The sequence below is a fragment of the Microbispora sp. H13382 genome, from assembly GCF_014161445.1.
Lineage (GTDB): Bacteria > Actinomycetota > Actinomycetes > Streptosporangiales > Streptosporangiaceae > Microbispora.
In genome coordinates this window covers 241,112-261,697 of the sequence record NZ_JABBXA010000010.1, presented here as the reverse complement: position 1 = coordinate 261,697, position 20,586 = coordinate 241,112, and the positions used below count along the sequence as shown (strand labels likewise).

The 20,586-nt window shown below is 72.3% G+C and carries 20 protein-coding genes and 1 riboswitch; of the genes, 5 read left to right on the top strand and 15 right to left on the bottom strand.

Annotated elements, in window-relative coordinates:
• Positions 1-17 precede the first annotated feature (17 nt).
• From HHX41_RS21770 to HHX41_RS41890, 3 genes are read right to left on the bottom strand one after another with little or no spacing between them, the layout of a single operon-like run.
• The gene (locus HHX41_RS21770; RefSeq protein ID WP_182907468.1) at positions 18-767 is read right to left on the bottom strand and encodes an SDR family NAD(P)-dependent oxidoreductase; all 750 of its coding nucleotides are present in this window, start codon (positions 765-767) and stop codon (positions 18-20) included.
• Entirely contained in the window at positions 767-2,248 is a 1,482-nt protein-coding gene (locus HHX41_RS21765) for an FAD-dependent oxidoreductase (RefSeq protein WP_182907467.1), read from the bottom strand. Before HHX41_RS21765 ends, HHX41_RS21770 begins: the two co-directional genes overlap by 1 nt.
• Positions 2,249-2,255: 7 nt before the next feature.
• Positions 2,256-3,170, bottom strand: coding sequence for a VOC family protein (locus HHX41_RS41890; RefSeq protein ID WP_182907466.1), 915 nt, complete (start codon positions 3,168-3,170; stop codon positions 2,256-2,258).
• Between the two features lie 160 nt (positions 3,171-3,330).
• Between HHX41_RS41890 and HHX41_RS21755 the strand changes: the two genes are divergently transcribed.
• Positions 3,331-4,149 (top strand): SDR family NAD(P)-dependent oxidoreductase, encoded by an 819-nt coding sequence (locus tag HHX41_RS21755; RefSeq protein WP_220504296.1) that lies wholly within the window; start codon positions 3,331-3,333, stop codon positions 4,147-4,149.
• Between the two features lie 56 nt (positions 4,150-4,205).
• Here the strand turns inward: HHX41_RS21755 and HHX41_RS21750 are convergent, their stop codons facing one another.
• The 4 genes from HHX41_RS21750 to HHX41_RS21735 form a co-directional block, all read right to left on the bottom strand.
• Complete coding sequence (locus HHX41_RS21750; RefSeq protein WP_169986911.1) at positions 4,206-4,544, bottom strand: TraR/DksA family transcriptional regulator; 339 nt, start codon at positions 4,542-4,544, stop codon at positions 4,206-4,208.
• Positions 4,531-5,361 (bottom strand): rod shape-determining protein, encoded by an 831-nt coding sequence (locus tag HHX41_RS21745; RefSeq protein ID WP_169986913.1) that lies wholly within the window; start codon positions 5,359-5,361, stop codon positions 4,531-4,533. Before HHX41_RS21745 ends, HHX41_RS21750 begins: the two co-directional genes overlap by 14 nt.
• Complete coding sequence (locus tag HHX41_RS21740; RefSeq protein WP_182907465.1) at positions 5,358-5,681, bottom strand: TraR/DksA C4-type zinc finger protein; 324 nt, start codon at positions 5,679-5,681, stop codon at positions 5,358-5,360. Before HHX41_RS21740 ends, HHX41_RS21745 begins: the two co-directional genes overlap by 4 nt.
• A gap of 349 nt (positions 5,682-6,030) precedes the next feature.
• A complete protein-coding gene (locus tag HHX41_RS21735; RefSeq protein WP_169986917.1) occupies positions 6,031-6,396 on the bottom strand; it encodes a hypothetical protein in 366 nt (121 codons plus the stop codon).
• 235 nt (positions 6,397-6,631) lie between these two features.
• On the opposite strand from HHX41_RS21735, the gene HHX41_RS21730 reads away from it, so the two are divergent.
• Both HHX41_RS21730 and secD read left to right on the top strand, forming a co-directional pair.
• Complete coding sequence (locus HHX41_RS21730) at positions 6,632-7,090, top strand: hypothetical protein (RefSeq protein WP_182907464.1); 459 nt, start codon at positions 6,632-6,634, stop codon at positions 7,088-7,090.
• A 33-nt stretch (positions 7,091-7,123) separates the two neighbouring features.
• On the top strand, positions 7,124-9,370 hold the full coding sequence (secD, locus tag HHX41_RS21725) for a protein translocase subunit SecD (RefSeq protein WP_182907463.1): 2,247 nt from the start codon (positions 7,124-7,126) through the stop codon (positions 9,368-9,370).
• A 48-nt stretch (positions 9,371-9,418) separates the two neighbouring features.
• Here the strand turns inward: secD and HHX41_RS21720 are convergent, their stop codons facing one another.
• Complete coding sequence (locus tag HHX41_RS21720; RefSeq protein WP_182907462.1) at positions 9,419-10,141, bottom strand: glycoside hydrolase family 25 protein; 723 nt, start codon at positions 10,139-10,141, stop codon at positions 9,419-9,421.
• A 12-nt stretch (positions 10,142-10,153) separates the two neighbouring features.
• Positions 10,154-10,298, bottom strand: a riboswitch (cyclic di-AMP (ydaO/yuaA leader).
• 360 nt (positions 10,299-10,658) lie between these two features.
• Between HHX41_RS21720 and uppS the strand changes: the two genes are divergently transcribed.
• Together uppS and HHX41_RS21710 are read left to right on the top strand one after the other, a co-directional pair.
• Positions 10,659-11,375, top strand: a complete 717-nt coding sequence (gene uppS / locus HHX41_RS21715) for a polyprenyl diphosphate synthase (protein ID WP_310742116.1) — start codon at positions 10,659-10,661, stop codon at positions 11,373-11,375.
• The gene (locus HHX41_RS21710) at positions 11,372-12,817 is read left to right on the top strand and encodes an oxygenase MpaB family protein (protein WP_182907460.1); all 1,446 of its coding nucleotides are present in this window, start codon (positions 11,372-11,374) and stop codon (positions 12,815-12,817) included. The genes uppS and HHX41_RS21710 overlap by 4 nt, the downstream gene beginning before the upstream one ends.
• A 43-nt stretch (positions 12,818-12,860) precedes the next feature.
• Here the strand turns inward: HHX41_RS21710 and HHX41_RS21705 are convergent, their stop codons facing one another.
• The 7 genes from HHX41_RS21705 to HHX41_RS21675 form a co-directional block, all read right to left on the bottom strand.
• Positions 12,861-14,045, bottom strand: a complete 1,185-nt coding sequence (locus HHX41_RS21705) for an acyl-CoA dehydrogenase family protein (protein ID WP_182907459.1) — start codon at positions 14,043-14,045, stop codon at positions 12,861-12,863.
• Positions 14,046-14,053: 8 nt separating this feature from the next.
• The gene (gene dmpG / locus HHX41_RS21700; RefSeq protein WP_182907458.1) at positions 14,054-15,076 is read right to left on the bottom strand and encodes a 4-hydroxy-2-oxovalerate aldolase; all 1,023 of its coding nucleotides are present in this window, start codon (positions 15,074-15,076) and stop codon (positions 14,054-14,056) included.
• A 12-nt stretch (positions 15,077-15,088) separates the two neighbouring features.
• Complete coding sequence (locus HHX41_RS21695; RefSeq protein WP_182907457.1) at positions 15,089-15,982, bottom strand: acetaldehyde dehydrogenase (acetylating); 894 nt, start codon at positions 15,980-15,982, stop codon at positions 15,089-15,091.
• 9 nt (positions 15,983-15,991) lie between these two features.
• Positions 15,992-16,780 carry a 2-keto-4-pentenoate hydratase gene (locus HHX41_RS21690; RefSeq protein ID WP_182907456.1) on the bottom strand — a complete coding sequence of 263 codons (789 nt, stop codon included), beginning with the start codon at positions 16,778-16,780 and terminating at the stop codon, positions 15,992-15,994.
• Between the two features lie 157 nt (positions 16,781-16,937).
• The gene (locus HHX41_RS41885) at positions 16,938-17,972 is read right to left on the bottom strand and encodes a ferredoxin--NADP reductase (protein WP_310742115.1); all 1,035 of its coding nucleotides are present in this window, start codon (positions 17,970-17,972) and stop codon (positions 16,938-16,940) included.
• An 11-nt stretch (positions 17,973-17,983) separates the two neighbouring features.
• Positions 17,984-19,678 (bottom strand): FAD-binding protein, encoded by a 1,695-nt coding sequence (locus tag HHX41_RS21680; RefSeq protein ID WP_182907454.1) that lies wholly within the window; start codon positions 19,676-19,678, stop codon positions 17,984-17,986.
• Positions 19,675-20,541, bottom strand: coding sequence for an alpha/beta fold hydrolase (locus HHX41_RS21675; protein WP_182907453.1), 867 nt, complete (start codon positions 20,539-20,541; stop codon positions 19,675-19,677). Before HHX41_RS21675 ends, HHX41_RS21680 begins: the two co-directional genes overlap by 4 nt.
• Positions 20,542-20,586 lie beyond the last annotated feature (45 nt).

Genomic DNA, 20,586 nt, shown 5'->3' with positions numbered 1-20,586 from the left:
CGGGGCCGGGACGACGGTCAGCTGTGCGAGCCGCCGTCCACGCGGACCTCCACCCCGTTGAGGTAGGCGCCGTCCGCCGAGGCGGCGTACGCGATGGTCCCGGCGATGTCCTCCGGGCGGCCCGGCCTCCCCCAGAGGGGATAGGTGCGCGCGTACCAGGAGGTGTCGATGCCGGCGAACGTCTCCCGGTTGGCGGTCAGCGGCGTGGCGACGCCGCCGGGCGAGATCGGGACGACGCGGATGCGGCGCGGCGCCAGCTCGGCGGCGAGGCTGATCGAGAACGACAGCAGCGCGCCCTTGGACGCCGCGTAGCCGGTCATCCAGGGATGCGCCTTCGTCGCCGCCGTCGAGGTGACGTTCACCACCACGCCCGTGCCGTCCGGAACGTGCGGCAGCACCTCCCGGCAGAACACGACCGGGGCGAACACGTTGATCGCGAAGATCTGCCGGTAGTCGTCGAGCCGCAGCGACTCCATCGGGGTCACCCGCAGCACGCCGGCGACGTTGGCCAGCACGTCCACCCGGCCGAGGCGGGCGACGGCCTCGGCCGCGGCCGACTCCACCGCCGGCTCGTCCGCCAGGTCCGCCTGCCAGGGGATGAAGCGATCGGTCCCGCCCGCGAGCTTGCCGGTCTCCGCGAGCCCGTCCTCGTCCCGGTCCACGGCGAACACCGTGGCGCCCTCGTTCAGCAGCCGTACGGCCGCCGCCCTGCCGATGCCCGACGCCGCCCCGGTGAGCAGCACGTTCTTACCGTCGAACCGGTTCATCACGCCTCCCTGGCGACTGCGCGGCCGGCGCGGCGGCCGAAGAAGGTGCCGTCACCAAGTGACGTGCCGCTGATGTAACCCTCGCCGTGCATGCCCGAGGAGGCGCGGCCCGCCGCGTAGAGGCCCGGGATGGGCCGTCCGGACTGGTTCAGCACCTCGCCGTCCACGGTCGTCCGCAAGCCGCCGAGCGTGAAGCCCGCGGCTCCGGTTCCCCTGCCCGCGCTGTCGCGGTCGCCCATGCCGAACCCCAGGCGCGGGTCGGCGGCGGCGAACGGCCCCTTCAACGGGCGCAGCCACTTCGGGTCCTTGTGGAAGTAGGGGTCCTCACCCTGCTCGGCGTGCCTGTTGTACACCGCGACGGTGTCCTCCAGCGCACCGGGCGGCATGCCGAGCGACTCCTCCAGCTCCGCGAGGGTCTCGGCCACGAAGACCGGACGGACGCCCCACAGGTCCCGCGCCGGGATGTCCTCGTAGCCCTCCTCGTCGATGATCGCCCAGTACGGCCCCGGCTGGTGCCGTACGGCGGCGACGCTGAACAGGCCGGGATAGACGTCCTCGTTGACGAAGCGGCGGCCGAGCCCGTTGACGAGCATGCCGCGCACCAGCATCGCGGGCAGCGCCGTCATCGCGATCTCGACCTCGCCCATGCGGCGGGTGGCCGCGCCGACGGCGGTGGCCATGCGGATGCCGCCGCCGTCGTCCAGGCCGTCGCTGACCTTGCCGTGCCCGATCAGCACCGGGGCGTGGTCGGCGAGCATCTCCTCGTTGTCGACGAACCCGCCGGTGGTGAGCACCACTCCCCTGCGGGCGCGGTAGGTCACCCGTTCGCCGTACCGGCGGGCCACGACCCCGGCGACCCGGCCGTCGGCGTCGAGGACGAGATTGGTGGCGCGGGTGTCGGTGTGACACGCGGCTCCGGCCGCCCGCGCCGCCCCGATCAGCTTCTCCATGAGCAGCCGCCCGCCCCAGCTCTCGACGGCCGGGCGGTGGCCGCGCGGCACCGGCCGTGCGAGGGTGGTGTACGGCCAGGCGTTCTCCCCCAGCCACATGAGGCCGTCGCTCGTCGGCGGCATCCAGCTCGGCGCGTCGTAGAACGACTCGTTGAACGGCACGCCCCTGGCCCGGAACCACTCGAAGTGCTCGACGCTGCCGTCGCAGTACAGCCGCAGTTTCTCCTCGTCGGCGTGCGGGCCGAGCGCCGCCGCGAGGTAGGCGAACATGTTGTCCGGGTCGTCCTCGAACCCGCAGGCCCGCTGGACGGCCGTGCCGCCGCCGAGGTACAGCTCGCCGCCGGACATGGCGGACGAGCCGCCGGGGCCGCCCGCCCGCTCCAGCACGAGCACGTCCGCGCCCGCCGTCGCGGCCTCGTACGCGGCGGCCGCCCCGGCGCAGCCGAAGCCGACGACGAGCACGTCGCACTCGTGGTCGAACGCCGCCACGGAGGCCGCCGGCACGGGGTCGACCGAGGGCAGGGGGGTCATGCCCGGCTCACTTCTTGGGGACGAAGGTGGCCAGCGGCTCGGACCCGGACCAGTCATGGCCCCAGTAGCTGTCGGCGGTGATCTCCTCGGCCGTGTAGTACGTCTCGTCGACGCGCATTCCCTCGGTGCCGTACTCGATGTCCCAGCCTCCGGGGGCGCGGACGTAGAAGGACACCATCTTGTCGTTGGTGTGCCGGCCGAGGGTGGAGGAGATCGAGAAGCCCGCCTTGCGCACCCGGTCGAGCGCCATGCCCACCGCGTCGAGGCTGTCCACCTCGACCATCAGGTGCACCAGGCCGGGGTCGCCGGCGTACCCGGCGGGGCAGATCGCGAGGCTGTGGTGGCGCTGGTTGACGCCCATGAAGCGCACCCGGCGGTACGGCGGCTTCCCACCGCCCATCTTGATGGCGCCCCGGGGCAGGAAGCCGAGCACCTCGGTGTAGAAGGAGACCGTCTCGTCCATCGCGGTGGTGGGCACCACGACGTGGCCCATCCCCTGCGCGCCGGTCACGAAGCGCTGGCCCAGACCGGTCACGACCGGGCTGTGGTCGAGCACGGGCCCGAAGAAGACCTCGACGGGCACGCCCGCGGGGTCGGTGAAGGCGATGACCGCCTCGGCGTCGCGCTCGGCGGACTCCTCGTCGGACAGCACCTTGACCGGCGTGCCGGACGCCTCGACCGCGCGGCCGACGGCGGCGAGCGCGAACTGGTCGCGCACCTCCCAGCCGACCGCGAGCACCCGGTCGGTGTCGCCGGGCAGCACGGCGAGCCGCGCACGGCGCTCGTCCATGCGCAGGTACAGCCCGTCCGGATCCGGCCCGGACCCCTCGGCGAAGCCGAGTCCGTCGATGAGGAGGTCGCGCCAGCGCCCGATGTCACGCGTCTGCACCTTGAGGTAGCCGAGTCCTCGGATCTGCGTCACTTGTGCTCAATCCAATCTGCCGGTCGGGGGGAGCCGATCGTCGATCCCCACCGTGACAGACCCCGCGTCCGGCCGCCCCGGCCCTCCCGCTCAGTGAGAGTCCCCGCCGCGCCGGCCCGCCCGTACGGCCGACCATGGCGGCCGAAAGGAAGGTGGGCACGTGGAAGGCGGGCGCATGGGCGACGGGCGGCTGGCCGGGCGTACGGCGATCATCACGGGGGCCGGCGACGGGATCGGCAGGGGCGTGGCGCGGCGGTTCGCCGCCGAGGGCGCCCGGGTGCTGGTGGCGGAGATCGACGAGGAGACCGGCGCGCGGACCGCGCGGGAGCTGGCCGGCGAGTTCGGGGCGGACGCCAGGTTTCTCCGCACCGACGTCACCGACCGGGCCCAGGTCGAGGCGATGGTCGAGGCCGCAGCCGAGGCGTGGGACCGCGTCGACATCCTGGTCAACAACGCCTGGGGCAGCGCCGGGCCGCTCGGCCGGGTGGAGAACAAGAGCGACGAACAGCTCGTCCGGGGCTTCGCGATGGGCTACTACGGCCCCTTCTGGGCGATGCGGGCCGCGTTTCCGCACATGAAGCGCCAGGGCTGGGGCCGCGTGGTCAACATGTGCTCGCTCAACGGCGTCAACGCCCACATGGGCACGCTGGAGTACAACTCGGCCAAGGAGGCGCTACGCGCCCTCACCCGAACGGCGGCCCGGGAGTGGGCGCCGACCGGCGTGGTGGTGAACGCGGTCTGCCCGGGCGCGAAGAGCGCCGCCTTCGCCCGCAGGATGGCCGGGAACCCCGAGCTGGAGGCGGCGGCCGGCCGGTCCAACCCGATGGGCCGGATGGGCGACCCCGAGCAGGACATCGCGCCCGTCGTGCTGTTCCTGTGCGGTGAGGACGCGCGCTATCTGACCGGGAACACGCTGTTCGTGGACGGCGGCGCGCACATCAACGGCGTCGTGTGGGCGCCCGACCTCGACGCCTCCTGACCCGGCCCGGGGCCGCTCCGCCCCCGGCGTGCGGGGGCGGAGCGGGCGCGCCTGCGTCAGCGCGCCTCGTGGCGCCGCTGGCAGGTGATGCAGTAGCGGGCCATGGGCCGGATCTTCAGCCGGCCGAACGGGATGGCGGCGGCGCAGTCGGCGCACTGGCCGTAGCTGCCCTCCTCGATCCGCTCCAGCGCCTTGCGCAGCTCGGCGGTCGCCCGCTCGGTGGCGGCGACGTCGGCGAGCAGGGCGAGCCTGGCCGCGCCGTCGTTGCCGCCGTCGACGGCGGCCCGCAGATCGCGCAGCTGCACCTCACGCCACTGGAGCTGCTCCTCCAGGTCGGCGCGCATGGCCTGCATCTGCGGCCTGCTGATGGCGGTGAACTCGTCACTGGTGGTCATCGTCGACGTCCTCTCGTCCGATGGCAGAAATGCCGGGAGTGCGGTGCTCGACCGTGGCCAGCAGGAAGGCCAGCCCTCTGACGGTCGCGTTGGCGGGATCGGCCGCGGGGCTGACGGTGATCCGCAGCTCCGCGCAGAGCTTGCGGGCCAGCTCCGGGTCGAGGGCGCCGCCGCCCGTGATCAGCAGGCCCTGCTGCCTGGCGATGGCCCGTAGAGCGGCGGGAACGCGCGCGATCAGGTCGGCGACCATCGCCACGACGCGTTCCCGCGCGAACGGCGGGCAGCCGGCGCCCTCCGCCGGGCCGCCCACGGCGACCTGTACGGCACCCGCGTCGGCGATCTCGCCGGCCCGGATGACGACGGCCTCGGCGATCCCCGCCCCGGCGTCGAGCAGGAGCCGCGGCCTCGGGTCGGCGATGTCCACGCCGCAGCCGACCGCCGCGGCCAGCGGCTCCTCGACGATCGTCACCCGGCAGCCGGCGGCGCTGCTGACCGCCGCGTACGCGGCTCGCCGGTCCAGCCGCGAGGCCGCGACCGGCACGCCGAGCAGGACGCGTTCGAGGGGCGGGTGCCGCTCGGTCACGGCGTCCCGCAGCGCCGTGCGGACCAGCCGCGCGCATCCGGGCATGTCGGCGACCATGCCGTGCCGCACCGGCCACCGGCGCGCCCCTGGATCGCCGCACGCCGAAGGCCGCTCCTTGATCGCCGTGCTGCCGGACAGCAGCAGCCGGGTCCGCGCGGTCCCGAGGTCGATGGCGAGGGCCGCTCCCCCGCCTCTCCTCCCGTTGACACCGGTCATGCCGGTCATGACCGTCATGCCGACATCCGGGCCTCTCCGGCGCAGGCCGCGCACTGCTGCACGTGCGGCGCGAGCCGGAGCCGGTCGAGCGGCAGGAACGCCTCGCATCGGGTGCAGGTGCCGTAGAGGCCCCGATCCATCCGCTCCAGCGCCGCCTCGATCGCGGCGACGTCGTGCCGTGCCTGCCGTACGCGCGTGTCGTACGGGTCGCGCACCCGGGCCAGCTCGGCCCGGGCCTCGTGGAGCCGCTCCTCGAGCAGCATGCGCAGTTCGGACAGCTGCGCGGTGTACCGCCGGCACTCCTCGAAGAGGAGGCGCGGCGACCTGATCTCTGCCATAAGCGGCATCACTCCAGGTGAAGGACGATGTCGGCGCGCGAGCGCGCGCCTTCGGCGCACCGGTCGCCGGTGCGCGAGACGAGTACGCGGGCAGGCCCGCGGGACGGCGGTCAGGAGGCTCTGCTCGGGAGGGCGCGCCGCGACGACCGCCGGGGGCACGACGCGCAGTCGCGCGCCGGGCGGCCACGGCGGCACGGCGGGGTGCGGATGCGCGAAAGCCGGCACGCGTCACAGGTCGCGTCGCCGGTCGCCTGACCTGCCGGGCGGGTGTCGCCGGGTACGGGTCAGGCGCGCGACGACGAGGACCGGGACGGTGCCGCGGTTCCGGCGCGCTCCGAGCGAGCTCGTGTCACCTGACCTGTGGTGGGCTGCGCGAGCCGGCGGTGCGGTGCCCGGTCTGTTGCGGGCTGAGGACGATGTCCTCGTGGCTCCGGGCGGGCACCGGTGCGGAGACGGGAGCCACGGCCACGGCGACGCGCGACCGGAACGGGAACGGCAGGTGCTCGGGACCGGCGGGGCCCGCGGGCAGGGTCGCCGACTGCGGCGTCCACGCCCCCGGTGTCCACACCTCGGCCGCGGCCTGCGGGGTACGCTGAGCGGGATCCCCGCCGTACCAGGCGGGGGTGGAGGCGACCAGCGCGAGGGCGAGCATCAGCAGGCCCACCACCAACGTGAAGGCGGTGGACCCGCACGTGTCACGTCGTGAGGTCGCCATGAGACCGACCATAACCCACCTTCGCGAAACGGTCATCCGCGTTTCCCACCGCCCGTTTCTCCCGCTCGGTGCCTGCCCGGTTTCCGCCATCCGTTCGGTGTACCCGTTTCCGGCGGGACGGCCCCCTCCGCACGGGTGCGTTTCCCGTTACCGCCCGTACGGCATGCGGCATATGCGCGCGGAACTCGCTACGGTGGCCGGAGGACCGGGCGAACGCGGAAGGGAGGCAACGATCGTGCGACGCAGGCTGACCGCCGCGCTGCTGCTCCTGCTGCACGCGATCGTCCTGACCGCCGGCGGCGTGCCCGCGTCCGCGTCCGCGTGGGAGACGCCGCATCGCGCCGCCGGTCTCCACGTCGCGGGCCCCCACACCACGAGTCGTGTGGCGGCCACGGCGAGCGGCCTGCGCCAGGGGGCCCTCCGCCAGGCCCCGGCGCGTGACGGCGCACGGCTCACGGACACGCGGATCTGCGCCCCGGCCCACGCGACGCGGCCGGCCCAGGGCGACCCGCCCCGCGTCCAGTCGGGCGCGGGCGGCCCAGGCCTGTCCGGCGGGCCGGTCGTGCTGCCCAACCCCGCGGCGCCGCGCGGCGGCACCCGGGTCACCCGGGCCGGGCCGCACCACGACGGCCCGCCCGCCCAGTGCCCGCGCCGGGCCGCCCCGGCCCGCGCTCCTCCCTCCACCGCGTACTGAGACCTTTCCCACTCGTACGCCTGTGGAGGCTTCATGTCCCGTGCGCCCATGTGGCGTGCGGTGGCGGCGCTCGCCGTCATCGCGACCTCATTGCTGCTCGCCCTCACCATGGCCCCGCGCCTCGGCCTCGACCTGCGCGGCGGCACCCAGCTCGTCTTCGAGACGAAGGACTCTCCCACGGTCAAGGCCGACGCCGACGCCACCGACCGTGCCCTCGACGTGCTCCGGCGCCGGGCGGACGCCCTCGGAGTCGTCGATCCCACGCTGGTCCGCTCCGGCGAGAAGCGGATCATCGTCGAACTGCCCGGCGTGCTCGACCCGCGCGAGGCCGCCGCGGTCATCGGCAAGACCGCCCAGCTCAACTTCCATCCGGTGCTCGGTCCCGCGGAGGCCGGCGACAAGGACGCGATCGCCGACGAGAGCGGCCAGAAGCTGAAGCTCGGACCGGTCGCGCTCAGCGGGGCCGGCGTCACCGACGCCGCCGCGCGCACCGACCCCCAGCTGGGGCCCGGCTGGTTCGTCACGATCGACTTCAAGGAGCCCGGACCCTGGCGGGAGCTGACCGGGACGGCGGCCTGCGCGCCTCCCGGCGACCACAAGCGCCGCGTCGCCATCGTCCTCGACAACGAGATCATCTCCTCGCCGCAGGTGGACGAGTCGATCGCCTGCGAGGCGGGGATCAGCGGCGGCACCACGCAGATCACCGGGTCGTTCACCGCCCAGGAGGCGCAGAACCTCGCGGTGCTGGTCAAGGGCGGCTCGCTCCCTGTGCCGCTGGAAATGGTCGAGCAGCGCACGGTCGGCCCGACCCTCGGCGCCGACGCCATCGCGGCGAGCGCCAAGGCCGGCATCGTCGGAGTGATCCTGACCGCGCTGTTCATCGGCGTCGTCTACCGGGTGGTGGGCGTGCTGGCCGCGGTCGCGCTCGCCTGCTACGGCCTGATCTCCTACGCCGGGCTCGTCGCCATGGGAGCCACGCTCACACTGCCCGGCCTGGCCGGGTTCGTCCTGGCGATCGGTATGGCGGTGGACGCCAACGTGCTGGTCTTCGAACGGGCCAGGGAGGAGTACGGCGAGGCGCCCCGCCGGGGCCTCAAGGCGGCCCTCGAACGAGGGTTCAAGAACGCCTGGAGCGCGATCGCCGACTCCAACATCACCACCCTGCTCGCCGCCGGGCTGCTGTTCTGGCTGGCTTCGGGACCGGTGAAGGGCTTCGGCGTGACACTGGCCATCGGCGTGCTGGCCTCGCTGGTCTCGGCCATGCTGATCACCCGGGTGCTCACCCACATGCTGATCAGCAGGATCGGCCCGCGGGCGTCCGGCATCGGCTCCATCGGCCGGGTCAGGAGCTGGCTCACCCGGCGCGACCCGGACCTCATGCGGGGCAGGCGGCTGTGGCTCGCCGTCGCGGCCGGGCTGCTCGTGCTGGCGGGTGCGGGGCTGGTCACCCGTGGGCTGAACTACGGCGTCGAGTTCACCGGCGGGCGGATCGTGGAGTTCGGCACGAGCAGGCCCGTCGACGTCGCGGCGGCCAGGCAGGCGGTGGCGGACGCCGGGTTCCCCTCGGCCGTCGTGCAGCGGTCGGACGACGCGATCTCGGTGCGCACCGGGCAGATCAGCGCCGACGACGTGGTCCGCGTGGAGGAGGCGCTGGACCGGAGCGTGGGCGAGGTCACCAAGCAGCGCGACGAGCTCATCGGGCCGAGCCTGGGCGAGGAGCTGCGCCGCAACGCGATCATCGCGCTCGCCGTCGCGCTCGCCGCGCAGCTCGCCTACCTGGCGTTCCGGTTCCGGTGGACGTTCGGCACGGCGGCCGTGGCGGCGCTGTTCGTGGACGCCGCCGTCGTCATCGGCACGTTCGCCTGGCTGGGCAAGCCGATCGACGGGGTGTTCCTGGCCGCGATGCTCACGATCATCGGTTACTCGGTCAACGACAAGGTCGTGCTGTTCGACCGGGTGCGCGAGCTGTGGCCGGTGCGGCGCGGCGAGCCGTTCGGCCGCGTGGTGAACGCCGCGATCCTGCAGACCGCGCCGCGCACGGTCAACACCGGACTCGGGGCGCTGTTCATCCTGGCGGCGCTGGCGGTGTTCGGCGGCGACTCGCTGCGGGACTTCGCCGTCGCCCTGCTGATCGGCATCGTCGTGGGCACGCTGTCGTCGTCGTTCGTGGCCGGGCCGGTGGCGATCGCGCTGGAGCGGCGCTCCGGTCAGCCGCCGCCGGCTCCCGCCGCACCGCGGGTCAAGCCCGCGCGGCGCGACGGCTCCGGCGCGGTGGTCTGAGGCCGGCACGGCCCCCGGGGCGGGACGCCCGCCCCGGGGGCCGTGCGGCTACTGGCGGCCGAGCGCGCGCAACTCGGCGGGCGTCAGCGCGGAGACGTTCTGGTCGATGGGCGAGTCGGTGTACTGATGGATCGCCCAGGCCTTCCAGTCGGCGGGCGGCGTGATGTCGCCCGGAGCCTTGCTGTAGTGGGCCACCCAGAGCGGGTAGTCGCCGAGGCCGCGGCCGTACTTGTCGGCGAAGTTCCAGCCGCTGTAGAACATCGGCTTGGTCCCGGTCTTGGCCGTCACGTACTCCAGCCAGGCCTTGGCCCACTCGTTGACGTGCTCGACCGACTGGCCGTCGCTGGTCTCCAGGTCGAGCACCAGGATGTCGCCGGGCTTGCCCGGCTGCGAGCTCACCACGTCGAGGAAGTGGTCGGCCTCGGCGATGGGGTCGTTCTTGGGATGACCGTAGTGGTAGACGCCGCGGACGATGCCCTTCTTGTCCAGCTCACGCCAGTGCCGGGGGAAGGACGAGTCGACCCAGGACGTGCCCTCGGTCGCCTTGATGAAGCCGAACTGCGCACGGCTGTTCATCCAGTCGTGGTCGGCCTCGTAGCCGGAGACGTCCTGGCCGTACGTGTGCGGGTTGGCGTAGGCCGGAGCGGGCAGGACGACGGCCGCCGTGACGCCGGCCGTGGCGGCCGAAACCGCGAGGGTCGCCGCCGCGAGGGCGGAGCGCAGGCGCCGGCCGGAGGGCCGGCGACCGAGGGAGGGGCGGTGGGTGGACATGTCGGGGTTGACTCCTTGCTTCCATGCCGCCTACCGGGTTAGCTGACGGGTTCGGGCAGGAAGTGCCCTACGAGCGCATCTGGGGGCTGCTCCCGATTCACCCCGGAGAGAAGTGGGTCCCCGGCTCCGCAGATCGCGGATTCGGCGGCCGCACGGTCATGGCACCGCGCGGACCGGGCAACGACACGGCAAGGGATACGGCACCGGAGGCCGGTCGGTACCCCAAACCGTGTGCCCTAAAGGTACACACACCACCAGAATGGTGTAAACGGGACAAAACACGTCTTTACCTGCGACAACCCGGACCCACTCACAGGGACGGCACCCGAATCCCCTCGCCCGGCACCCAGGGTAAGGATCATGACTACTAACGGTAAGTAGTCATTTCATCTCGCAGCGTGAAAGAGTCCGTCACCGGAGAGATCACTCTCCTCCCCTCCCCGAACCAGGGCCGGGGATGGCGGCGAACGACGGAAGTGACCATGTACTCCTCCCCGAGGCGGGCGATGTGAGAGGCGTGCCTCATCACGTGGCGTGCGTCATGGACGGGAACGGCCGGTGGGCCGCGCAGCGGTCGCTGCCCCGCGTCGAGGGGCATCGGGCGGCGGAGACCGCCGTGATCGATGTCATCGAGGCGGCCCACACGGCCGGCGTCGGGTGGCTGAGCCTGTACGCCTTCTCCACGGAGAACTGGCGACGTCCGGCCGCCGAGGTCGACGACCTGCTTCGGCTGGTTCGCCGCGCCCTCCGCAAACACGCCCTGTCCCTGCACACACGCGGAATCCGCTGCCGGTTCCTCGGTGTCACCGATCCGCGGATCCCGCCCGCGCTGGCCCGGGACATCGCCGACCTGACGACGCTGACCCGCGACAACCGGCGGATGACGCTGACGGTGGCGTTCGACCACGGCGGTCGCCGCGACATCGTCGAGGCCGCCCGGTCGCTGATCCGCGACGGGGTGCCGCCCGAGCAGGTCACCGAGGAGAGTTTCGCCCGTCGTCTGCCCCACCCCGACATGCCGGAGGTGGACCTGGTCATCCGCACCTCCGGAGAGCAGCGGATCTCCAACTTCATGCTGTGGCAGGTGGCCTACGCCGAATGGGTCTTCCCCCGGGTGCTGTGGCCGGACTTCCGCGCCGGGCACTTCTGGGAATGCCTGGAGACCTACCGGCGGCGCGACCGCCGGTTCGGCGGTGTGCAGGCACCGGCCCTGACAGGAAAGGAATGTCGATGAGCGACGCCGCACCCGCCGGAACCGACGCCGATCCGCTCGGCCCGGGATCGATGCTCCACCGGTTGACCCACCAGACACGCTGGGGGCTGGTGGCGACCCGGGCCATTGTCCTGGAGGCCGCGCACCCGCAGATCGGCGCCGCGCTGATCACCAACTCGACCTTCGTCGCGCACCCGTGGCGGCGCCTGCGCAACACCGTGCTCAGCGCGCAGCGGATGGTCGACCCCGACAGCGAAGTACGGCGGCGGGAGGCGGCCCGGCTCAACCGTCTGCACGCCCGCATCACCGGCACCGACGCGGAGAACCGTCCGTTCAACGCCGCGGATCCCGAGGTTCGCGCCTGGGTGGTGGCGACGCTGTTCGAGTCCACTGTCACGATGTACCGGCTCAGCGGCGAGTCCCTCGACGGCCCCGCCCTGGACCGGCTGTACGCCGAGTTCCAGGCGTTCCTCGCACTGATGGACCCCTACGGCGGCAAGCTTCCGCCCACATTGCGGGAGTTCTGGCGCTACTACACGTCCGTCGTCGAGGAGCGGCTGGAGAACACCGAAGCGGTCCACGTCATCCTCGACCGCCTTTTCGCGCAGGTACCCGCGCCCCCTCTGCTCCGCGACCGGCCGGCCGTGTGGGCGGCGGGCAGGGCGATCGCCGGCCCCACGGCCAGCGCGATCATCGTGGCGTCGCTGCCCGAGTCGCTCCGCGCGCGACTGGGCCTCGCCGAGGTGCCCGGCACGCGCACGCTGATGCACGCCGCCTGCCTGTCCACGAGTCTCGCGACGCGGCTGCTGCCGGAGTCGTGGACACGGCTCGACACGGTCATGACCATGCTCGACCCGGGCTACACGCCGCAGCGGGGCGGCGAGGCACTGGCGGGGCTACGCCGTGGCATGGCGAAAGCCGGGGCGCTCCTGCGCCTCATCACGCCCGGTCAGGAGACGGCGGCCGCCGGCGACTCAGCGGTGCGCTCCGCCTCGCGCTTCTTCTCCGAGGTCCTCGATCAGACCGGCGACGGCCACCTCCGCTGGCCCGACCTCGCCGCGATGGCCCGGGAGATCGCCACCCGTCTCGACCTGGACACCCAGGACGAGGATCGCCTGTTCGCCGCCTTCGCCGACTGGTGGCGCGAGCTGCAGAAGGAGCTCGACACCGACGGCGACGGACGCATCACCGGCGGCGAGTACGCCGCGGCGGCGGCCGCCATGGCCGGCCCCGCCCTCATCAGGATCGCCGAGGTCCTGTTCGACGTCACCGACACGGACGACGACCAGGTCATCGACGCCCGGGAGTGCCGGGCTCTCTTCCGGACGGCCTTCGATCAGGACCCGGGCGGCGGAGACGTCGGCGAACGGCTGACCCGTGGCGAGTTCGTCCGCCGGTTCCTGGACTTCATGGCCGGACGCCGGCACTCCGGCGTCTACGACCAGATGTTCGCCCAGTCCTGACGGCTTCGACTCCGGCACGCTCGCCGGCGGGAACCGGCACTCTTCAGATCATCGAGCGCATCGGGCCGTGCGGCGGCTCGATGCCGAGCTGCGTCAGGGCGGAGACGTGGAAGACCGAGCCGGGCACGTGGATCGCGTGGGCCAGCCCGACGTGGGCGTCCCGCCAGAAGCGCTGGATCGGGTTGTCCACGCGCATCGCGTTGCCGCCCGACCGGGCCACGATCTCGTCCATCGCCCGCACCGCGCGCCAGGCCGCCTGGACCTGGGTGCGGCGGCCCACGGCCCGCTCGTCGAAGGTCACCTCGCGGCCGGAGGCCACGATGTCGTACATCCGCGAGGCGTTGTCGAGCAGCGCCGAGCGGGCCGCCGCGATCTCGGCCGCCGCCTCGCTGATCGCGTACAGGACGTACGGGTCGTCCTTGATCCTGGTGCCGGTGATCTGCACGCGGCTCCTCTGGTACGCCATGTGGTGCGCGAGCGCGCCCTCGGCGATGCCGACGACCGCGGCGGTGATCCCGAGCGGGAACGCCGCGGAGAACGGCATGTGGTAGAGCGGGTTGGTCAGCCCGGCCTCCTTGGCCTGGCTGCCGTCCACGACCTTGTTGTAGGGGATCACCCGGTAGCCGGGGACGAACGCGTCCTTGACGATGATGTCCTTGCTGCCGGTGCCGCGCAGGCCGACGACGTTCCAGGAGTCCTCGACGATCTCGTAGTCCGACCGCGGCAGGATGAGGTGCAGCGAGACCGGCGGCTGGGCCATCTTGCCCTCGGCGTCGCCGAGCATGCCGCCCAGGAAGATCCAGTCACAGTGGTCGGTGCCGGAGGAGAACTGCCAGCGGCCGTTGAAGACGTAGCCGCCGTCGACCGGCCGGGCGATGCCCATCGGCGCGTACGGCGAGGCGATCCAGGTGTCCTGGTTCTCGCCCCAGATCTCCTGCTGGACCCGCGGGTCGGCGAAGGCCATCTCCCAGGGGTGCACGCCCACGACGCCCGCGACCCAGCCGGTCGAGCCGTCGAGGCTCGCCAGCTTCATGATCGTCTCGGCGTAGTCGCGCGGGTGGAACTCGAAGCCACCGTGGATCTTCGGCTGGAGCATGCGGATGACGCCCGCTTCGCGCAGCACCTTGGCGGCCTGGTCGTCCAGCCGGCACAGCGTCTCGTTGGAGGGGCCGAGGGCGCTGATCTCCTCGGCGCGCTGGGTGATCGCTTCGAGTACCGGGTTGGCCATGGCTGTTCTCACTTCTTCGCCGCGAGGGCGACTGCGATTTCGATGAGCTGGTCTTCCTGACCGCCGATGAGCTTGCGGCGCCCGGCCTCCATGAGGATCTCGGCGCCGGACACGCCGTACTTCCTCGCCTGACGGTCGGCGTGCTTGAGAAAGCTGGAGTAGACCCCGGCGTAGCCCATGGTCAGGGTCAGCCGGTCGAGCAGGCACTCGCCGTCCATGATCGGGCGGACCACGTCCTCGGCGGCATCGATGATCTTGAGGGTGTCGATGCCGGTGCGGATGCCGAGCTTGTCGGTGACGGCGGCGAAGGCCTCCAGCGGCGTGTTGCCCGCGCCGGCGCCGAACCGCCGCACCGAGCCGTCGATCTGCTTGGCCCCGGCCCGTACGGCGAGGATCGAGTTGGCCACCCCGAGCCCGAGGTTCTCGTGGCCGTGGAAGCCGACCTGGGCGTCGTCCCCCAGCTCGGCCACGAGCGCGGCGATGCGGTCGCCCGTCTGCTCCATGATCAGCGCCCCGGCCGAGTCGACGACGTAGACGCACTGGCAGCCCGCGTCGGCCATGATGCGGGCCTGCTTGGTTAGAACCTCCGGCGACTGGCTGTGCGACATCATCAGGAAGCCGACCGTCTCCAGGCCGAGCTCCCTGGCCAGCCCGAAGTGCTGGATCGAGACGTCGGCCTCGGTGCAGTGGGTGGCGATCCTGCAGATGCTCGCGCCGTTGTCGGCGGCCTCGCGGATGTCGTCCTTGACGCCGACGCCGGGCAGCATCAGGAACGCGATCTTCGCGCGCCTGGCCGTGTCGACCGCGGCCTTGATGAGCTCCTGCTCGGGCGTGTGGCTGAACCCGTAGTTGAACGACGAGCCGCCGAGGCCGTCGCCGTGCGTCACCTCGATGACCGGCACGCCCGCGTCGTCCAGCGCGGCGACGATGGACCGTACGTGCTCGACGGTGAACTGGTGCTGCTTGGCGTGCGAGCCGTCCCGCAGGCACGAGTCGGTGACCCTGATGTCGAGGTCGGCGCTGTAGGGCATGGGTCGGTCTCCTTACGAGTGGATGCGCTGCGCGAAGCCCTCGCCGACCTTGGTGGCGGCGGCCGTCATGATGTCGAGGTTGCCGGAGTAGGGCGGCAGGAAGTCGCCGGCGCCCTCGACCTCGACGAACACCGCGACGCGGGCGAGCCCGCCGCTGACCGCCGTCGGGTCGTCGAACTGGGGCTCGGTCCGCAGCCGGTAGCCGGGCACGTAGGAGGCGACGTCGGCGGCGACCTCCTTGATCGAGGCCGCGATCGCGTCCCGGTCGGCGTCGACGGGGATCGAGCAGAAGATCGTGTCCTGCATGAGCATCGGCGGCTCGGCCGGGTTGAGGATGATGATGGCCTTGCCCCGCCTGGCGCCGCCGATCGTCTCGATGCCGCGCGCGGTCGTCTTGGTGAACTCGTCGATGTTGGCGCGGGTGCCGGGACCGGCCGACGGAGAGGCCACGCTGGCCACGATCTCCGCGTACGCCACCTCGGTGACCCGCGAGACCGCGTGCACGATCGGGATCGTCGCCTGGCCGCCGCAGGTGATCAGGCTGACGTTGGGGGCGTCGAGGTGGGCGCCGAGGTTGACCGCGGGCACCACCGCCGGGCCGATCGCGGCCGGCGTCAGGTCGACGGCCTGGATGCCCAGCTCGCGGTACTTCGGCGCGTTCTCCCTGTGCACGTACGCCGAGGTCGCCTCGAAGACGATGTCGGGCCGCTCGTCCCGGCCGAGGAGCCAGTCCACGCCGTCGGCCGAGGTGATCAGGCCATGGTCGGCGGCCCGCTTGAGGCCCGGGCTGTCGGGGTCCACGCCGATCATCCAGCGCGGCTCGATGTGCGCCGAGCGCAGCAGCTTGTACATCAGGTCGGTCCCGATGTTGCCCGAGCCGACGATCGCGGCGGTCGCCTTACTCATGAGGTCCTCTTATTCGAATCGAGCGGTGACGGAGCCGAGCCCGGCGAACTCGGCGCGGAAGACGTCGCCGGGGCGCACGTCGACGGCCCTGGTGCAGGATCCGGGGAGGACGACGTGCCCGGCCTCGAGCTTGACCCCGAACGAGGCGACCTTCCTGGCCAGCCAGGCCACGGCGGTGGTGGGGTTCCCGAGCACGGCGCTGGTGTTGCCCCGGGCGACCTCCGCGCCGGTCCCGTCGTGGAGCACGGCCTCGATGCCGGCCAGGTCCATGCCCTTGGGGCTCACCCGGGCGTCGCCGAGGATCACCCCGGCCGAGGACGCGTTGTCCGCGATCGTGTCGGCCAGGCGGATCCGCCAGTCCGTGATGCGGCTGTCGATCAGCTCGATGCTCGGCACGACGTACTCGGTCGCGGCGAGCACGTCCTCCTCGGTGCAGCCCTCGCCGGGCAGGCTCGCCCCGAGCACGTACCCGATCTCGACCTCGACCCGGGGGTAGCAGTAGCGCGCGGCCTCGATCGGCTCGTCCTGCGACAGCACCATGTCGTCGAGCAGGTGGCCGTAGTCGGGCTCGTCCACGCCCATCATCCGCTGCATGACCGGGGAGGACAGGCCCACCTTGTGCCCGTACACCCGGGACCCGGCCGCCAGGCGCCGCCGGATGTTGGCAAGCTGGATCTCGTAGGCGTCCACCACGTCGATGCCCGGGTAGGCGTCGGTCAGCGGCTCGATCGGCGAGCGGTCCCGCTCGGCCGCCCGCAGCCGCCCGGCCGCCTCCGCCCGCAGTGCCTCGTCCAGCATCGGTCCTCCTCGTGTCCTACTGATGGTCAAAGGGTCGCGTCATGCCCGCCGCCCCGCCCGTCCGTCTCCCGCTCAGTGGGAGCGCAGTGGGAGCGCAGTGGGAGCACAGTGGGAGCACAGTGGGAGCGCAGTGGGAGTGGAGCCGCTGCGCGCGAGGTCACGCGTCGTAGGTGACCTTGAGCCGGTCGCTGAGCGGGATCGCCTGGCAGCCCAGGATCAGGCCGTCGGCGAGGTCCTGCCTGTCGAGCACCGTGTTGTGCTCCAGCTCGACCTCGCCCTCAAGCAGCACGCACGCGCACGCGCTGCACGAGCCCTCACGGCAGGAGTAGGGCGCGTCGAGGCCGGCCTCGAGCAGCACGTCGAGCAGCTTGTTGCCGCGCGGCCAGGTCAGCGTCCTCGTCTCGCCGTCGAGCTCGACCTCGACGGTGCTGACGGGACCCGCCGCGTCGAGCACCACCTCGGTCTCCGCGAACGGGTCGGTGGCCAGCGACTCGAACTTCTCCACGTGGACGCGCTCGGGCCGCGTGCCGTGCCGGGTCAGCACGTCGACGGCCAGGTCCATGAACGGCCCGGGCCCGCAGACGAACGCCTCCCGCCCGGCGTACGGCCGGGTCAGCGCGGCCAGGCCCGCCGCGGTGGGCAGGCCCTGCACGGACTCCAGCCAGTGGATCACCGTCAGCCGCTCGCCGTGCTCGGCGGCCAGCGCGACCAGCTCGTCCCGGAAGATCACGGAGTTCTCGTCCCGGTTGGCGTAGACGAGCACGACCGAGCCGGTCCCGGCGCGCAGGCACGACTTGAGGATCGACATCACCGGGGTGACACCGCTGCCGCCCGCCAGCAGCAGCAGGTCCTCGTCCAGCGACCCGGGGGTGAACAGCCCCGACGGCCGCAGCACCTCCAGCACGTCGCCCTCGGTGACGTTGTCGCAGATCCAGTTCGAGCCGTAGCCGCCCCGGGTGCGCTTCACCGTGACCTTGAGCTTGTCGTCGCACAGCGGCGAGCTGCTCAGCGAGTAGCAGCGCGCGGCGCCTTCCGGCCGGGTGGTCGGCACCCGGATCGTCAGGAACTGCCCCGGCTTGTACGAGAACTTGGACGGGTCCCCCTCCGCGGGCTCGAGGACCAGCGAGTGGGCGTCGGCGGTCTCCTTGACCACCTCGACCACCCGGACCCTGAGCGCTCCCCCCTGCGTCATCTCCCCCACCGTCATGCCGTGTTCGTGGTGCCGGCGGTGCTGGTCGTGCCGGTCGCGCGTGCCCGCAGGGCGGCGTGCCGCGCGGCGATGTAGCCGAAGACGATGGACGGGCCGATCGTGGCCCCCGGCCCGGCGTACTCGTTGCCCATCACCGACGCCGAGGTGTTGCCGGTCGCGTACAGGCCCTCGATGGGCGCGCCGCCTGCCCGCAGCACCCGGCCGTGCTCGTCGCACACCAGACCGCCCTTGGTGCCGAGGTCGCCGACCTCGAGCCGGAACGCGTAGAAGGGCGCCTTGTCGATCACGTCGAGGTTGGGGTTCCTCAGCGTCGGGTCACCGTAGTAGCGGTCGTAGGCGCTGTCGCCGCGGCCGAAGTCCTCGTCCTTGCCCACCCGGGCGAACCCGTTGAAGCGCTGGACGGTCTCGGTCAGCGCGCCCGCCGGGACGCCGATCTTGTCCGCCAGCCCGGCGAGGGTGTCCGCCCGGAACGCGATGCCCTGGTCGTAGAACTCCTGCGGGATCGGCATGCCCGGCAGGATCTGCGCGAAGGGATAGCGCGCCCGGGCCTTCGCGTCCATCACGAACCAGGCCGGGACGTGGCCGCCGGCCAGTTGGTCGTGCACGAAGTTCACGTACGGCGCGGACTCGTTGGTGAACCGCCGGCCGTCCCGCGAGACGATGACCGACGGCGGGATGCACCGCTCGGACACCAGCGGGATCGTCGCCCCGGCCGGATGCCGTACGGCCGGCATCCACCAGGCGTCGTCCATCAGGTCGAGGGCGGCGCCGGCGCGCTCGCCGGCGAGGATGCCGTCGCCGGTGTTCTCCCTGGCGCCCATGCCGAAGTCGGGCCTGGCGCCCTCGGGCAGGTACCTCTCGCGCAACTGCGTGTTGTGGTCGAAGCCGCCGGTCGCCAGCAGCACGCCGTACCGGCCGCGGACGCGGACCGTCCTGCCCTCACGCCGCGCCACAATGCCGGTGACCGCGCCACTCTCGTCGGTGACGAGGTCGGTCATCGGCGTCTTCAGCCACAGCGGGATCCCGGCGTCCTTGAGCGCCATGCGCAGCCGGGCGACGAGCGCGCGCCCGCCGGTGGCCATGTGCCGGCGGCGGACCACGTTGGACGACACCCGCCAGGCCGCGACGACCGAGGCCCAGCGGCCGCGCCAGGTGCGCTTGACCATGGCCAGGTCGTGGTAGTCCTTGGCGGTGATCCACAGGCCGAGCGGGCCCTTCATGTTGTTCGGCCGCTGGTACTTCTCGTCCTCGCCCAGCTTGCGGGTGTCGAACGGCAGTGCCTCGATCGAGCGGCCGAGCGGCCGGCCGCCCTCGTACTCGGGGTGGTAGTCGGCGTAGCCCTTCACCCAGAAGAACCGCATCCACCTGCTCTTCTCGAGCAGCTCCATCGCCGCCGGGCCGTTGTCGACGTACGCGTCGAGCCGGGCGGCCGGAACACGGCCCTCGGTCAGCAGGTCGAGGTAGCGCCGGATCGACTCGCGGCTGTCGTCGTGCCCCCTGGCCCGCAGGGTCGGGTTGTTGGGGATCCAGATCCCGCCGCCGGAGATGCCGGTGCTCCCGCCGAACTTGCCGCCCTTCTCGACCACCACGCACGACAGCCCGCTGTCGTGCGCGGTCAGCGCGGCGGCCATGCCTCCGCCGCCGCTGCCGACGATGACGAGGTCGAACTCCTCATCCCATGTGGTCACCGCTCGTCCTTCCGGGTGAGGAAGGCCAGCACGACGCTCTCCCAGGCGGCTTTCTGCTCGATCATCACCCAGTGGCCGCAGTTGGGGAAGATGTGGACCTCGACGTCGGGGACCGTACGCATCGGCAGGAGCGCCATGTCGACGGGGCTGACCCGGTCGTCGCGGCCCCAGGTGATGAGCGTCCTGGCCTTCAGCTTGTGCAGCATCGCCCAGTACGGCGGGGTGTCCGACTTCGCGGCGGCCTTCTGGCCGGCGGCGAAGGCGGCCCTGCCGTACATGCGGCGCGCGGCGGCCAGCGTCTCCGGCTCGGTGGCGAGGGCCCAGCGCTCCTCGATCAGCTCCTCGGTGACGAGGGCCGGGTCGTACACCATGGAGTGCAGCCACTGGATGAGCCGCTCACGGGTGGGCTCCTCGGTGAACTCCATCAGGAGCTTGATGCCCTCGCCCGGCGAGGGGCTGAAGATGTTGCGGCCCATGCCGCCGATGGTCACGAGGCGCCGGATCCGGTCGGGGTGGGCGAGCGCCACCTGGGTGCCCACGATCCCTCCCATGGAGTTGCCGATCACGTCGACCTGCTGGAGTCCGAGCCCGTCCAGGAATCGGATCACCGCGCCGTTCGCGGCCATCATCGGGTGCTGGTCGGTCGGGTCGCTGACCCCGAATCCGGGAAACTCCAGCACCAGGCAGCGGAAGTGCTCGGCGAACGCCGCCAGGTTGCCGCGGTAGTTGCGCCAGCCGGTTACCCCGGGCCCCGAACCGTGCAGGAGCAGCAGCGGCGGGCCCTGTCCGGCCTCGTGGTAGCGCAGCACGCCCTGGTCGGTCACGAGTTCCCGCAGGGTCGACTCGTAGGTCAGCTCCGTCATTGTCCGTCCCGAATCGCAGTGTCGGATTCCGTGACGCTAACTGGA